This window comes from Williamsia muralis (assembly GCF_051487485.1).
GTDB lineage: Bacteria > Actinomycetota > Actinomycetes > Mycobacteriales > Mycobacteriaceae > Williamsia > Williamsia muralis_B.
The window spans coordinates 99,644-114,288 of the sequence record NZ_JAHVCV010000006.1 but is presented as its reverse complement, the minus strand read 5'-3'; the positions used below and the strand labels follow the sequence as shown (position 1 = coordinate 114,288).

The 14,645-nt window shown below is 65.7% G+C and carries 13 protein-coding genes; 6 read left to right on the top strand and 7 right to left on the bottom strand.

The genetic code is table 11. The annotated features are described in order from the left end of the window. Positions 1-4: 4 nt before the first annotated feature. From KXR83_RS17705 to KXR83_RS17695, 3 genes are all read right to left on the bottom strand, one after another. Complete coding sequence (locus KXR83_RS17705) at positions 5-637, bottom strand: TetR/AcrR family transcriptional regulator (RefSeq protein ID WP_437425935.1); 633 nt, start codon at positions 635-637, stop codon at positions 5-7. A 19-nt stretch (positions 638-656) separates the two neighbouring features. Further along, positions 657-2,489 carry a hydroxysqualene dehydroxylase gene (locus tag KXR83_RS17700; RefSeq protein ID WP_437425934.1) on the bottom strand — a complete coding sequence of 611 codons (1,833 nt, stop codon included), beginning with the start codon at positions 2,487-2,489 and terminating at the stop codon, positions 657-659. 139 nt (positions 2,490-2,628) lie between these two features. Further along, positions 2,629-3,915: an adenylosuccinate synthase gene (locus KXR83_RS17695; protein ID WP_099383603.1), complete on the bottom strand. Its 1,287-nt coding sequence runs from the start codon at positions 3,913-3,915 to the stop codon at positions 2,629-2,631. A 205-nt stretch (positions 3,916-4,120) separates the two neighbouring features. Between KXR83_RS17695 and KXR83_RS17690 the strand changes: the two genes are divergently transcribed. The 3 genes from KXR83_RS17690 (at position 4,121) to glgX (ending at position 7,770) form a co-directional block, all read left to right on the top strand. After that, the gene (locus tag KXR83_RS17690; protein WP_437425933.1) at positions 4,121-4,795 is read left to right on the top strand and encodes a hypothetical protein; all 675 of its coding nucleotides are present in this window, start codon (positions 4,121-4,123) and stop codon (positions 4,793-4,795) included. Next, entirely contained in the window at positions 4,792-5,577 is a 786-nt protein-coding gene (locus KXR83_RS17685; protein ID WP_437425932.1) for a site-2 protease family protein, read from the top strand. The genes KXR83_RS17690 and KXR83_RS17685 overlap by 4 nt, the downstream gene beginning before the upstream one ends. A gap of 78 nt (positions 5,578-5,655) precedes the next feature. Further along, a complete protein-coding gene (gene glgX / locus KXR83_RS17680; protein ID WP_437425931.1) occupies positions 5,656-7,770 on the top strand; it encodes a glycogen debranching protein GlgX in 2,115 nt (704 codons plus the stop codon). A gap of 37 nt (positions 7,771-7,807) precedes the next feature. Here the strand turns inward: glgX and KXR83_RS17675 are convergent, their stop codons facing one another. From KXR83_RS17675 to KXR83_RS17665, 3 genes are all read right to left on the bottom strand, one after another. Then, the gene (locus tag KXR83_RS17675; RefSeq protein ID WP_437425930.1) at positions 7,808-8,728 is read right to left on the bottom strand and encodes a cation diffusion facilitator family transporter; all 921 of its coding nucleotides are present in this window, start codon (positions 8,726-8,728) and stop codon (positions 7,808-7,810) included. A 61-nt stretch (positions 8,729-8,789) separates the two neighbouring features. Then, a complete protein-coding gene (locus tag KXR83_RS17670; RefSeq protein WP_437426111.1) occupies positions 8,790-9,893 on the bottom strand; it encodes an FUSC family protein in 1,104 nt (367 codons plus the stop codon). Positions 9,894-9,918: 25 nt separating this feature from the next. Beyond that, the gene (locus KXR83_RS17665) at positions 9,919-10,335 is read right to left on the bottom strand and encodes a DUF3151 domain-containing protein (protein ID WP_023955555.1); all 417 of its coding nucleotides are present in this window, start codon (positions 10,333-10,335) and stop codon (positions 9,919-9,921) included. Positions 10,336-10,695: 360 nt separating this feature from the next. On the opposite strand from KXR83_RS17665, the gene KXR83_RS17660 reads away from it, so the two are divergent. Together KXR83_RS17660 and KXR83_RS17655 are read left to right on the top strand one after the other, a co-directional pair. Beyond that, positions 10,696-12,174, top strand: coding sequence for an Rv0361 family membrane protein (locus tag KXR83_RS17660; RefSeq protein WP_437425929.1), 1,479 nt, complete (start codon positions 10,696-10,698; stop codon positions 12,172-12,174). 292 nt (positions 12,175-12,466) lie between these two features. Further along, positions 12,467-12,631, top strand: a complete 165-nt coding sequence (locus tag KXR83_RS17655) for a hypothetical protein (protein WP_317712121.1) — start codon at positions 12,467-12,469, stop codon at positions 12,629-12,631. A gap of 37 nt (positions 12,632-12,668) precedes the next feature. Here KXR83_RS17655 and fbaA read toward each other — a convergent pair whose 3' ends face one another. Beyond that, positions 12,669-13,706 (bottom strand): class II fructose-bisphosphate aldolase, encoded by a 1,038-nt coding sequence (fbaA, locus tag KXR83_RS17650; RefSeq protein WP_317712122.1) that lies wholly within the window; start codon positions 13,704-13,706, stop codon positions 12,669-12,671. 140 nt (positions 13,707-13,846) lie between these two features. Between fbaA and KXR83_RS17645 the strand changes: the two genes are divergently transcribed. Beyond that, a complete protein-coding gene (locus KXR83_RS17645) occupies positions 13,847-14,566 on the top strand; it encodes a VTT domain-containing protein (RefSeq protein ID WP_437426110.1) in 720 nt (239 codons plus the stop codon). The last annotated feature ends 79 nt before the right edge of the window (positions 14,567-14,645 follow it).

Below are 14,645 nucleotides of genomic sequence, written 5' to 3'. Positions count from 1 at the left end.
CCCGTCACCCCGGCAGCAGATACTGAGCTGTGAGCGTTTTCCACAGCGGAAGATGGGGATCGTTACGGGGGTCGCGCCTGTCGATCAGGTAGGGCATGGCCGCCCCGCGCATGCCCGAGAGCAGGATCGGATACAGCTCGTCGTAGCGCGGCGCCGACGTCAGAACCGGCCCGAGAAATGATGCGACAGCGGCACGAACGGTCGGGCCCAGTTCACGTTCGGCGGGCAGCAGTGCACTGCGCAGGTTGGCGTTGGTACGCGCAGCGGTCCAGAGTTCGATGGACGCCACGAAGTACGGCTGATGAAATGTCGACCATCCCGTGTCGATGCCGAGGGAGATCCGCTCGATCGGATCCTCGGGCCAGTCGACCTGGCGGGCCAGGTCCTCGATGCGCACCTTTGCCAGGTGGTGCACGGCCGCCATCAGCAGATCATCGCGAGATGGGAAGTGATGCAACAGCTTTCCACGCGACACCCCTGCGGCTTCCTGGATGGCGAGGGTGCTCGCCTGTGCGTACCCCTTGTCGATCAGCACCTCGAGCGCCGCGTCGAGTATCTCGTTGCGACTGCGCGCGCCTTTGGACTCCCGTGGTCCGAGATCGACTGCGACAGGATCAGATTCGGGCCCGGTGGTCATCCAGTGATGCTACCGCGGCTCACACGTCCATGATGTGCGGCAGACCCGCCCGGTAGCGGTCGCGGTCGGTCTGTTTGAACGGGTCGAGCAGTGGGAGTTCCCATAGCGGGTGCACCGCCACCCGAGCGGCGTTGCTGCCTGCCGCGTCGAGGATTGCGTTGGCAACCCGCCGACCCGATTCGTTGGCACCCTCCATCGTCGCGAGGTCGATGTTTGTGCGCACGTGGTCGCCGCCGACGAAGAAATTCGAGATGGTGGTGTCGGCGGTGGGCCGGTGCCGGTAGGAATCGGCAGTGTTCACCATCAACGGTGTCGCGTTGGCGATGCCGGGTTCCCAGTTGATACCCGGGTCGAGATGCCAGCTCACCAGTTCCTCGTCGCGCAGGATCGGCTTCGAGCCGCGGTTGAGCGCGCGGCTCATCTGCGCCCAGACCTCCTTGGCGACCTCGTCTTTGGTGCATTGTTTGGCGGTCTTGCCGTAGAGGATTCCAGGAGTGTCCCAGTCGGAGATGTCCACCGACAGGCAGTCGTGCACCCGCCCGTCGCCGTAGACGCGACCGAAGTCGACCTCCCACGGCGCCGCCTGGAACAGGCCGGTCAGGGCCCACGGCGTGCCCAGCGCCGCAATGTGACTCGGCACCACATCGGACCGCCGCGACAGGAAGTACTGGATCCCCACCATCCAGTCGTCGACCAGGTGGTTGATGCCCTCGAGTGCCGGTGCGGCCGCAAGCAGATCCGGCCGGAGGAGTGGCTTGAGCCGGTCCAGCGGCATGGCCGCGACGTACCAGTCAGCAGTCACGGTCGACGCCGCACCGGCGTCGCCGGCCACCCGGGCGCCGGTGATCCGCCCGCCCTGCACGTCGAAGCCGGTTGCGGCCTGACCCATCACGAACCGCACGCCCCGACCACGCAGGTACGCCACCCACGGGTCTATCCACGCGTGATTGGTGGGAGCGTTGAGGATTCGGTCCACCCCACCCCCGACGATGGTCCCGGCGTACTGCGAGATCAGACCGGTGGCCGAGGTGACCAGCGCGAGTCCGATCTGCCCGATGGTGCGCGCCGACCCCATGTCGGGTTTGGCCGCAACCGTCGCCCGGGTCAGGGCACTCACCAGATACTTCTGGTAGGCAGCAGATTTGCCTTCGGCCTTGACGAACTCCATCCAGGATTGCTTCTCCCACTGGCCGATTCGCCGTTCCTCGCAGCTGGTCGCGATGACGAGTTCGCGCTGCACGAAGAATGCGAGTTCGTGGGCGGGTACGTCTCCGGCGATCTTCAGCGACGTCATCAAGGTGTTGCGGAGATTGTCCAGATCAGCGATGGCGCCGGCATGCTGCACGAGCCCGTCGATCGACTGCGGTGCGGTGATCGGTGCGTAACCCGGTTCGTCGAGGGCAACCACCGCACCCTCGACATTGATGAGGTGTCGGTCCCTGACGTTCCCCCCGCCGGGCAACGGGATTCGCGTCATGGTGTCCGGAACGTGTTGATAACAACCGGGGAAGAAGCGAAAACCGTGCTCCCCCGGCAGCGCCATCCGTCCGCCGGCGGCGCTGCCGGGCACGTCCATGCTCCGTGCCTTACCCCCTAGGAAGGCAGGTTCATAGACGGTCACCGAGAAACCACGCTCGATGAGTTCTTGGGCCACGGCCAGTCCCGACATCCCGCCGCCGAAGACCGCGACCTCGCGACCGCCGCCGGCTCCCGTCGGTGGGACCGCACGGGCGCGCGGTCCGACCAATGACGGCACCACAAAGCTGGTGCCGATTGCGCCAGTCGCCGCCGCGGCGCCCTTGAGCAGGGTGCGCCGAGACACCCCTCGATCGCCCGTTGTCGCACCCACCATGATCGAGACCCTCCCAACAGTCAGTACTGACTGTTCCCTGAGGGATGTCTATCACAGCGTTCGCCGCCGTTGGGACGGTTCGGCAGATCAGTCCCGGGGACGGAACCCGGGCGAGCGCAGGGACCGGCCCTGCCGTCGGCTAGAGGATGTCGCGCCGCACGATGGTCTGCTCGCGGCCGGGCCCCACGCCGATGCACGAGATGTGCGCGCCGGACAGCTCTTCGAGTCGGAGCACGTAGTCCTGGGCATTCTTCGGCAGATCGTCGAAGGTACGGCATTGTGAGATGTCCTCCCACCAGCCGGGCATCTCCTCGTAGATCGGCTTGGCGTGGTGGAACCCGGTCTGCGTCATCGGCATCTCGTCCACCCGCTCCCCGTCCACCTCGTAGGCGACGCAGATCGGCACGGTGTCGAGGCTGGAGAGCACATCGAGCTTGGTCAGGAAGTAGTCGGTGATGCCGTTCACCCGGGTGGCGTACCGAGCGATCACGGCATCGAACCAGCCGCAGCGACGCGCGCGCCCGGTGGTGACGCCCACCTCGCCGCCGGTCTTGGCCAGGTAGGCACCCCACTCGTCGAACAGCTCGGTGGGGAACGGCCCCGACCCCACCCGCGTGGTGTAGGCCTTGAGGATTCCCAGCACCGTGGTGATCCGGGTCGGGCCGATGCCCGAGCCCACTGCCGCGCCACCCGACGTCGGGTTGGACGAGGTCACAAAGGGATAGGTGCCGTGATCGACGTCCAGCAGGGTGCCCTGCGAGCCTTCGAGCAGCACTGTCTCGCCGGCCTCGAGCGCTTGGTTGAGCAGCAGCCTGGTGTCGGCGATGCGGTGTTTGAAACCGTCGGCCTGACCCAGCACCTCCTCGACGACGCGCGCCGGTTCGAGAGCACGGCGGTTGTAGATCTTGGTGAGGATCTGGTTCTTGATCTCGAGTGCAGCCTCGACCTTCTGGGTCAGGATGCTCTCGTCGAGCACATCGGCGACCCGCACGCCGACCCGGGCGATCTTGTCCTGGTAGCAGGGACCGATGCCGCGGCCGGTGGTGCCGATCTTCTTGTTCCCGAGGAATCTCTCGGTGACCTTGTCGATGGCGACGTGGTACGGCATCAGCAGATGCGCGTCGGCCGAGATCATCAGACCCGTGGTGTCGACGTCACGATCCTCGAGGCCGCTGAGCTCGGTGAGCAGCACCCCCGGGTCGACGACCACACCGTTGCCGATGACGTTGTTGACTCCCGGAGTCAAGATGCCTGACGGGATCAGATGCAGAGCGAAGGTCTCCCCGTTGGGCAGAACCACGGTGTGACCGGCATTGTTGCCGCCCTGGTATCGCACCACCCATTGCAGTCGACCACCGAGTAGATCTGTGGCTTTGCCCTTACCTTCATCGCCCCATTGGGCGCCGATCAGCACGATCGCAGGCATTTATGCGCTCCTTCCGGTTCGAGCGTGACGTAGACACACCGAACCGTGGGACAACCCTACTTGCTCGGACCGACGATTACCTGATCCCGGTGGCCCAAGCCCCTGTCGGCGCCGTGCCGGGCCCATCCGCGGTGCCCGCCAGTACGATCGCGGACGGGCGTCACGAAGATGATCGCCGCAGGTGAAGAGATGAGTGAGGTGACCGGTGGCGCCACAGGGTCTACGCGTGATCGCCGAGCAGGACGCGGCCGACGATCTCGTCCCGCCGGGCATCGCCGCGGTGCGGGCGGCGCGCGAACGCGCCTCGATCATCGGTGCCGTCACCGCCACACTGGCCGATCCGGATGTGCGACGAGTTGTCGTGGTCGCCGGGCCCGAGTTGCCGGACGCGTTCTGCGCTGCCGTGGTGGCACGACTCATGCTCGTCGAACGCCTCGACGTCGAGGTCGCCCTCGTCCTGCCCGCCCCCACGCTCGCCACCAAGAATTACGAGCTGCCGTTCGGGGCGCCGGCCGTTGAACTGGCCCAGAGTGGCGCCGCAGTCGAACTACCACTGGTCCGAGACGATGCGGCCGTCGTGCTGCTCGGCCGCGCCCACCAGCGCGGCGTCGACGGCGACCTCGGCGGCGAGAGTTACGTCGACAACGACCTGCTCTACCGCGGGCGCACCAAGGGCGTTGTCATCGAACCGCTGATGACGATGCCCGGGGTCAGGGCCAAGCTCGACCGTCGCTGGCTTTCGTCCTGGCTCACCGGCAGGGCCGTCCAGACCGGCGCACCACAGTTGGTCGTCGACCGCGACGGGGTCCCCGGTCCCCGGCCAGTCAAGAGGTCGACCTTCTACCGCCATCACGTCAACTGGAAGTTGGTCCGCCCTTGAGCACCACCACCACCGAGATCATCCGCTCGGTGCGTCCTGGTCCGGTGTTCCTCGCCGTGGTCGCGGCCACCGCGCTGGGCGGGGCGCTGCTCTGGACGTCGGGCCGGGACAACGACCCCGTCGCGGTGATCGGGGCGCTCCTGCTCGTCGTGGGCGGCTGGGTGATCTCGCTGTCGCTGCACGAGTTCGGGCACGCCGTCACCGCGTTCAAGTTCGGCGACCGCGGCGCCGAGCTCCGCGGCTACCTCACACTCAACCCTCTGAAGTACGCCCATCCGGGCCTGTCGATCGGGTTGCCGCTCGTCATCATCCTGTTGGGCGGCATCGGTTTTCCCGGTGGCGCCGTCTACGTGAACAAGTCCGGATTCACGCGCGCCCAGCGCAGCCTGGTCTCCGCTGCCGGTCCGTTGGCCAACATCCTCATCGCCATCGTCCTGCTCGTGATCATCTCCGGCCGCGACAACGCGGCGCTGATCGGTGAACTGAACTTCTGGTCGTCGCTGGCGATGTTGGCTCTGCTGCAGATCACCGCCGCGGTGCTCAACCTCCTGCCGATCCCCGGACTCGACGGCTACGGGATCATCGAGCCGTATCTGTCCGACAACACGCGGCGATCGGTGGCGCCGGTCGCACCGTTCGGGATCCTGCTGATCTTTGTCATCCTGCTGGTGCCCCAGCTCAACCGCGCGTTCTTCGACCTCGTGTACTGGTTGTTCGAATTGTCCGGGGTCAGCAGCTTTCTGGCGTCGTGGGGCTGGGACTTGTTTGTCTTCTGGAAGTAGGGGGTAGTCGCCCCCCAAGCACGGCGCCGGAACCTGTCGTAGTGTGAAAAATCCGTGTGCTGATGCGAGGAGGACCAGTTGCAGATCCGTCCAGGTGCGGCGTACCCGCTTGGAGCAAACTACAGCGGAGCCGGGACGAATTTCGCGGTGTTCAGTGAGGTTGCCGAACGTGTGCAGCTGTGTCTGATCGGCGACGACGGCGAGGAAACACAGATCGACCTGCTGGAGCAGGACGGCTTCATCTGGCACGGCTTCCTGCCTGACGTGGAGCCCGGGCAACGTTATGGCTACCGCATCCACGGGCCGAACGACCCGGCGCAGGGTCTGCGGTGCAACCCGGCCAAACTCCTCCTCGATCCCTACGCCAAGGCGATCGACGGCAAATTCGACTGGGCGCAACCAGTTTTCAGCTACATGTTCGACGACCCGTCGACACCCAACAACGAGGACTCCGGCCCTTACATGCCTGCGTCCGTGGTGATCAACCCCTTCTTCGACTGGGGTGTCGACCGTCCGCCTCACCACTCATACGCCGACACCGTCATCTACGAGGCCCACGTGAAGGGCCTCACCCAAACCCATCCCGCGATCCCCGAGGAGCTGCGCGGGACCTACGCCGCGATCGCCCACCCCGCGATCCTCGAACATCTGACGAACCTTGGTGTGACCACTCTCGAACTGATGCCGGTCCACCACTTCGCGGACGACTCGGTGCTGCAGGACCGCGGTCTCTCGAATTACTGGGGCTACAACACCATCGGGTTCTTCGCCCCCGATTCCAAGTACTCGCGGGGCGACTCGCGGGTTGCGCCCGTCCAAGAGTTCAAGTCGATGGTCAAGGCCGTGCACGAGGCGGGTATCGAGATCATCCTCGACGTGGTCTACAACCACACCGCCGAGGGCAACCACATGGGTCCGACCCTGTCGTTCCGCGGAATCGACAATGCTGCGTATTACCGTCTGGTCGAAGATGATCCGCAGTACTACATGGACTACACGGGCACCGGGAACACCCTCAACGTCCGACATCCCCATGCCCTGCAGCTGATGATGGATTCGCTCCGCTACTGGGTCACCGAGATGCATGTCGACGGCTTCCGCTTCGACCTCGCTTCCGCTCTGGCCCGCGAGTTCTACGACGTCGACCGACTTTCCAGCTTCTTCGACCTCGTCCAGCAGGACCCGGTGGTCAGTCAGGTCAAGTTGATCGCCGAGCCGTGGGACGTGGGACCTGGCGGATACCAGGTGGGCAACTTCCCCCCACAGTGGACCGAATGGAACGGCAAGTACCGCGACACCGTCCGCGACTTCTGGCGCGGTGAGCCGGGGACGCTGGGCGAATTCGCCGCTCGCATAACGGGTTCGGCCGATCTCTATGAGCACACCGGACGGCGGCCCGCCGCGTCCATCAACTTCATCACCGCGCATGACGGCTTCACATTGCGAGACCTCGTCTCCTACAACGAGAAACACAACGAGGCCAACGGTGAAGACAACAACGACGGCGAGAGCCACAACCGCTCGTGGAACTGCGGTGTGGAGGGCGAGACCGACGATCCCGAGATCCTCGCGCTGCGTGCCCAGCAGAGTCGCAACATGATCGCCACCCTGCTGCTGTCGCAGGGTGTGCCGATGATCAGTCACGGTGACGAACTGGGACGGACGCAGGGCGGCAACAACAATGCGTACTGTCAGGACAGCGAGCTGGCCTGGGTCGACTGGGAAAACATCGACGAGGACCTCATCGATTTCACCCGTCGTGTCGCCGAACTGCGGTCGAACCACCCGGTGTTCCGTCGCCGCCGCTTCTTCGAGGGCCGGCCGATGCAACGATCGGCCGACAAGCTGCCCGACATCGCCTGGCTACGGCCCGACGGCAGCGAGATGACCGAGGACGACTGGAACGCCGATTTCGGTCGTGCGGTCGGATTGTTCCTCAACGGCAGCGCCATCCCCGAGGTCGACGATTTCGGCGACCGCATCATGGACGCCTCGTTCATGGTGTTCCTGAGCGCCCACTACGAACCCATCGAGTTCCCGCTGGACACCAAGTACGGCGAGCAGTGGGAAGTGGTGCTCGACACCACCGTCGCGGGCGACGAGTCCGAGAAGCCGCTGACGGCGCCGACCACGGTCACCGTCGGTGCACGGGCGTTCTTGGTGCTGCGCCGCATCGAGCCCGAAGACGACTGACCCCGCCGGCCGGGCTCTTGGCGGAGTTGGGCCGCTGCTACCAGGTGATCTTCTTGTGGCAGTCGCCTTGAGTCCCGGCGGGATCCACTTGGATGGTGGCGTGGTCGAGGCCATGGCGTTCCAGGACTTCCCTGGCGGCGGCGAGCACATCGGCGTTGTCGGCCGTGGCGGTCACGTGCACCGTTGCCACATCCATACCGGTGGTCAGCGTCCAGACGTGGAGGTCGTGCACTTCGGTCACGCCGGCCAGTTCGCCGAGTTCGCGCTGGATCTTGTCCACATCAACGTGAACCGGGGCCTGCTGCGCCAGGATCCGAAGTGCGTCGACGGCAAGGCGGATGGCGCGCGGAGCGACCCACAGCGCAATCAGTACCGCCACCACCAGGTCGGCGTACGGCCAACTGGTTGTCATCGTCACCACGCCTGCCACCAGCACGCCGATCGACCCGACGGCGTCGGCGAGCACCTCCATGTACGCGCCGCGCACCGCGATGCTCCCCTTGGCGTCCGCGCGTAGCAGCAGCATCACCACCAGGTTGGCCGCAAGGCCGATGAGCGCCACCACCACCAGGGTCCCACCCGGTACGTGGGGATCGGTACCGATCCGTTCGACGGCCTCGTAGAGGACAAACACCGCCACGCCGATGAGCAGCACAGCGTTGGCCACGGCGGTGAACACCTCGGCGCGGTGCCAGCCGAAGGTCTTGACCCCGCTCGAACTCCCGTGCCGAGCGAGCAGCAACGCGCCTAGCCCCATCACCATGGCCACCACATCGGTGAGCATGTGGCCGGCATCGGCGATCAGAGCCAGCGAGTTGACGGCGATGCCGACGGTCAGTTCGACCGCGAAGAACACGGAGATGATGACTGCCCCGGCCACCATCGGCCATAGTCGCCGCTGGGTTCCGTCGTCAGAGGCGGCGTGCCCGGCGTGACCGTGGCTGTGCGTGTGGCCCATCGTGTCCCTTCGCGATCAGTGGACCCCAAATATATGCATGACTACGCATGCATCGCAACTGTCAGCGCAGTGTGGCGATCGCCGAGACGCGGGAAAGTCCGCACACCATCAGCAGATCAACGATTGTGGAACGGATCTGCGCCAAGATCACCGTCTCCGACAGCGCGCTGCCCTCGACCAGTTCTGGCTTGGAGCGACGGGCGATACTCCGCAACACCCTGGCCGCGGACGCCGGGTCGGGTTGCTGGCCGGGGTCGGCCAGGATCATGTCGTTGACCACCTCGAATGCGTGCCCGAGGCTGACGATGAGTTCGACGATCTCGGGTTTGATCGGCTCGTTCTTGTCCACCGCGCTTGCCGCCCGACGTGCCAGCACCCGCACGTTGCGCACCGCATTGTCGATCGGATCGGCGACGGCGGTGATGCGTTCGAGGCGCGATCGACTGTTCCAGTAGAGCGGGGAGATGACACTGATCTCACGCCCACCTGAGATGTCCGACCGCATCGCATCGATCTCCGACTGGGTTCCGCGCGCCTCTTCGAGCGCCTCGAGCAGCAGGTCGCGGTCCATTCGGCGCAGCCCTTCGGCCACATCTGCGAGCACATCGGACACCGTGGTGAGCACTCCGGCGGCGTCGCGGCGGGCCCGCAGCACCGGATGGGTGGGTACCACCGCGACCACCACGATCGCCACCACACCGCCGATGAAGGCGTCGATGACGCGATGAAACCCGTCGGCTCCTCCTGGCGGCAGCAGCGTTGCCACCAACACGGCCGAGCTCGCGGCCTGAATCGGCACCAGCGGACCCCGGTCGAGCACGATCGCCACCACCATCGCAATGGCAACGACCACCATGATCTGCCAGGTGCCCGATCCGATCGCCGCAATGATCAGGTCACCGACGGCCACCCCGACGGTCACGCCGATCGCCACCTCGAGGGCGCGGCGCCACCGCTGTCCGAGTGACAGACCCAGGGAGATGACCGCGGCGATGGGAGCGAAGAACGGGCGCTCATGGGCGAACACCTCGGTGGCGAGGTACCAGGCGAGCCCGGCAGCCAGGGAACACTGGAGAATCGGCAGGATCGCCACGCGCAGCCGATGCAGAGGGGCGCGGACGCGGGCCGGCAACCGTTCGCGGGCGAACACCGCGCGAACGGTCAGCAGACGGCCGCCCGAGCCGCCGGTATCAGGCGAGTCCGAGCTCGCCGGCGGCTGCCGGGTCACTTTCGTTCAGCAGATCGAGGCAGCGCCTGTATTCGTCTTCCTCACCGATGGTCTGCGCGGCCCGGGCGAGCACGGCGACGCAACGCAGGAACCCGCGATTGGGCTCGTGGCTCCATGGCACGGGGCCGAACCCTTTCCAGCCATGCCGCCGCAGCTGGTCGAGCCCGCGGTGGTAGCCGGTACGCGCGTAGGCGTAGGCGGTGATGGTCGCGCCTTCGTTCATGGCGGCTTCGGCCAGATAGGCCCAGGCGATCGAGGCGGTCGGGTGCTGGGCGGCGACCGCAGCCGGGTCGGAACCGTTCAACAGGTCCGATTCGGCTTCGTCGTCTCCGGTCAAGAGGGTGGGCTGAGGGCCGAGAAGATCTCCGAACGACGTCATCGGACCATTGTCGCAGCTCTCGATCGGGTGCGGGCGACCCCTCCGGCCGCCAGTTCATTCGATAGGGTGGGCGCGACGCTGCGCGGGGGTGACTGTCCGAAGGTCGGCCTGGTTCCCGCGCACTGTGAACAGTGTCGGTCGAGGAACAGGGCTGGGTGGATGTCACATCCTGACGATGAAGGCAATTCTGTTGTACGGAGGGCCTTTTCGGCAGTTCGTAAGCTTCGCGAAGGAAAATCGGGTAGCGGGGCCGAAGCAGCACGACGCCCCGGTGCATCCACAACATCTCCTGCGGGGCAGCAAGAACCGGGGGGTCTGGTGCCGCAAGGAAAGTCCGACGGCGAATCAACACAGGGGGCTGTGAACGATTCGACCGACAGTCCGGTGACCGAACCGACGAGCGCAACACCGGAGCCGGCATCGGACACCGGCGCCGTTCCTGTCGAGCGCGCGACATCCCCTGCCGAATCCGCTGCCGGGCCGGACACTGACACCGCGGCGGACGACCGTGCCGACGCCGCAGGTGAAGACTCCCCCACCCCGGACACCGCCGAAACAGCAAGCCAGGATCCGGTGGTCGACGCCGTGGTCAACGAGGCACCGGCCGCCGAGGGCACCGAGAGCTCCGACCCGGCCGTCGAATCGGCAGAGGCCGAGGACGACGTCGAAGTCCCGGCCCCCGCAGAGGACCAGCCCACCGCTGAAGACCCGACCACCGCATCGGACGAGCCCGCCGATACGTCCGGTGACGACGAGCAGTCTGCCGATGCGAAGGACATCAGCGCACCGGCGGTCGATCCGCACACCGATGAACCGGTTGTCGATGAGCCGGTTGCCGATCAGACAGCTGACAGTCAGACGGCCGAACCTCCCGTTGAACCGGAGGCGGCGACGCCTGATCACGCCGAAGCCGAAGCCGAAGCCGAAGCCGAAGCCGAGGCCGTGTCGGCAGACGAGCAGACCGACACAGATGAGAAGTCGGTAGCGGACGAGAAGGCACCGCCTCAGGACACTGCTGGGGAACAACCCGGCGGCGACCCCGCCCCAGCGCCCAGCGAGGCCGTGACCGCCCAATTTGCCGCTGTCCCGGCCGTTTCCACGTCGAAATCACCGGCGTCACAATCCGACTCGACGGCGAAGGACGAGCCCGTCGGATCACCCGCCGACGAGAACGAGACGGAGGTGATGGCTGCAGCTGCGGCCCCTGCCGGGGTCACCGACGAACCGACGGAACGGATCATCACCACGAAGGCGGCGCCGACGACGCCGTCGTCGTTGACCAATTCGAACACGGGCTCGCCAGCCGCGAAGGTGCCCGACTGGAAAGCGGAACCGGCTGCGCCGCAGTACATCCCGCCAGCCGGTGGCGCCCAGCAGAATCGGACCGGCGGCGGACCCAAGAAGTCGCGCAAAGGCCTGTGGTTCGCTCTCGCCGCACTGGTCCTGATCGCAGCGGTGGTCGCGGCGGTCATCGCCGTTGTCGCCTCCGGAGACGAAACTAGCGAGGTCCCCGCCGACGTCGCGGCTGCGCGGGCGCTCGAATACACCACCGCGCTACGCGACGGCGACATCATCACTCTTCGACAGATCACGTGCGGCGAAGCGCAGCAACGCTTTACGAGCATGTCCGACCAGGAGTTCGCCGAGGATCACCGGATCCAAGAAGAGAACAACGAACTGGTCGGCGTCGACGGTGTGAAAGCGTCGAAGATCGTCAACGACGGCAACGGAGCCGTCGTAGAGGTGATCGCCTACAAGACGCTCACCCCTGACGAGAAGCTCGACGTGGCGCTGACACTGAGCAAGATCGACGGGGAGTGGAAGGTCTGCAAGGCCTGATCGGACTGTGACAACCGCACCTTCGCGGTCGTTCGGGCGTTAGGCTTGGTCGGTGCCCTCACCGCAGGACCGGCCGTCACCACCTCCCCATCACCGTGTAATCGACGCGGCGACCATCCCTTTGCGTTCGCAGCGACCCCCGGGCCCCGTTCGACGTAGCGGATTCGAGGCGCCGCCTCGACCAAACGACACCGCGGCCCCACCGCCGCAGCCGCCTCGCGGTCCGTGGCAGCCGCCACCGCCATACGGCGTCCACGCGCCGGCTGACGTTCCTTTTCGGGAGCGTCCTCAGATGCCGGTGGAGCAAAACCAAGCCGCTCCGAGGCCCGTGATCGTCGCCCCGGCCCGGATGACAACAACGCAGCGACCGCACCGCCGGGTGGATACCTCGGTCTTGTGTGCGGCCGCTGCGTTGATATTGCTCGGAGTGGCGGTCCTGGTGGGTATCGCGCTCTGACCCACCGGGACCGTTTACCCGGTCTTCGTCTCGGCTGTCAGGCGCTGATGGACTTGCCGACCGACTTGAGGTCGGTGCAGGCCTCCACCACACGCTCGCTCATCGAGGTCTCTGCCTTCTTCATGTAGCTGCGCGGGTCGTAGAACTTCTTGTTGCCCACGTCGCCGTCGACCTTGAGGACGCCGTCGTAGTTCGAGAACATGTGGCCGACGATCGGACGGGTGAACGCGTACTGGGTGTCGGTGTCGACGTTCATCTTGATGACGCCGTAGCTCAGGGCTTCCTCGATCTCGCTCTTGAGCGAGCCCGAGCCGCCGTGGAAGACGAAGTCGAACGGCTTGGAGCCCTCGGCCAGACCCAGCTTCTTGACCGCCACGTCCTGGCCGGTCTTGAGCACTTCGGGGCGCAGCTTGACGTTGCCCGGTTTGTAGACGCCGTGCACGTTTCCGAAGGTCGCGGCCAGCAGGTAGCGGCTTCCGGAGTCGCCCGCACCGAGTGCCTCGATGGTGGCCTCGAAGTCTTCGGCGGTGGTGAAGAGCTTGTCGTTGATCTCGTTCTCCACGCCGTCTTCCTCGCCGCCGACAACACCGATCTCGACCTCGAGGATGATCTTCGCGGACGCGGCCTTGGCCAGCAGATCCTTGGCGATCTCCAGGTTCTCGTCCAGCGGCACCGCGCTGCCGTCCCACATGTGCGACTGGAACAGCGGGTTCTGGCCTGCGTCGACGCGCTCCTGGGAGATGGCGAGCAGCGGACGCACGTAGGTGTCCAGCTTGTCCTTGGGGCAGTGGTCGGTGTGCAGGGCCACCGTGATGCCGTACTTGGCGGCCACCACGTGCGCGAACTCGGCCAGCGCCACCGCACCGGTGACCATGTCCTTCACACCGAGACCCGAACCGAACTCGGCGCCACCTGTGGAGAACTGGATGATGCCGTCGCTGCCCGCCTCCGCGAATCCTTTGAGGGCTGCGTTGATGGTCTCCGACGAGGTGCAGTTGATCGCGGGGAAGGCGAAACCGCCCTCTTTCGCCGCGTTGAGCATCTGTGCGTATTGTTCGGGCGTTGCGATGGGCATGTGGCCTCCAGCCGAGGTTCGGTGATCTTCGCTGACCAGTATTGCAAGGACCGTCTGCGCCGGTGAGCACCCTCCCGCCGTACGGCACAGCGCCGCCTGGCGGGACCGGCCGGCAACAACCGGTACCCTTGGGTCCCGTGATGGAGACTGTCCTTGCCCAAACGACCGACGTGGCGTTGATGCCTGGGTTCTTGGACCCGATCAATCTCCTCAATTCCTTCGGGACCTGGATGCTCGGTGGGCTGCTGCTCATCGTGTTCATCGAGTCGGGTCTGCTGTTCCCGCTGCTGCCCGGCGACTCCCTCTTGTTCACGGCCGGCTTGATCGTGGCCGCCAAGTCGAGCGAGATCGAACCGTTCGCGCCGCTGTGGGTGCTGCTGCTCACCATCCCGATCGCCGCTTTCCTCGGCGATCAGGTCGGCTATTTCCTCGGCAACCGGTTCGGATATTCGCTGTTCAAGCCCGATGCGCGGGTGTTGAAGAAGAAGTACATCGACGAGGCGCACGAGTTCTTCGAGAAGCACGGCCCCATCACCATCTTCTTGGCGCGATTTGTGCCCATCGTCCGTACCTATGCGCCGCTCGTCGCGGGTGCAGCCCGGATGAAGTACTCGACGTTCCTCGCCTACAACTTGGTCGGAGCCATCGCCTGGGGTGCGGGCGTCACCCTGCTCGGCTACTTCCTCGGCCAGATTTCGTTCATCCAGAAGAACATCGACATCATCTTCCTGATCATCGTGTTCGTCTCGGTCCTCCCGATCATCACCGAGCTGTACAAGCGCTGGCGCGGTCGCGATTCCCAGAACTCAGACGATGCTGTGGCAAATCCCACCACCGCACCTTCCGATACCCCGAGCTGACCCCGAACTCACAAACGCAGGCTTTGTGTCCCTAGGCAGGCGCTGCAGCGCCTGCGTGTGGTGACAAACCCTGCCTGTG

What these genes read in the sequence shown, in the direction of transcription:
- KXR83_RS17655 (WP_317712121.1), top strand. Translation starts at nt 12,467, where the DNA reads ATGCCGGTGGAGCAAAACCAAGCCGCTCCGAGGCCCGTGATCGTCGCC.
- KXR83_RS17665 (WP_023955555.1), bottom strand. Translation starts at nt 10,335, where the DNA reads ATGACGTCGTTCGGAGATCTTCTCGGCCCTCAGCCCACCCTCTTGACC.
- KXR83_RS17700 (WP_437425934.1), bottom strand. Translation starts at nt 2,489, where the DNA reads ATGGTGGGTGCGACAACGGGCGATCGAGGGGTGTCTCGGCGCACCCTG.
- KXR83_RS17695 (WP_099383603.1), bottom strand. Translation starts at nt 3,915, where the DNA reads ATGCCTGCGATCGTGCTGATCGGCGCCCAATGGGGCGATGAAGGTAAG.
- KXR83_RS17675 (WP_437425930.1), bottom strand. Translation starts at nt 8,728, where the DNA reads ATGGGCCACACGCACAGCCACGGTCACGCCGGGCACGCCGCCTCTGAC.
- fbaA (WP_317712122.1), bottom strand. Translation starts at nt 13,706, where the DNA reads ATGCCCATCGCAACGCCCGAACAATACGCACAGATGCTCAACGCGGCG.
- KXR83_RS17705 (WP_437425935.1), bottom strand. Translation starts at nt 637, where the DNA reads ATGACCACCGGGCCCGAATCTGATCCTGTCGCAGTCGATCTCGGACCA.
- KXR83_RS17645 (WP_437426110.1), top strand. Translation starts at nt 13,847, where the DNA reads ATGGAGACTGTCCTTGCCCAAACGACCGACGTGGCGTTGATGCCTGGG.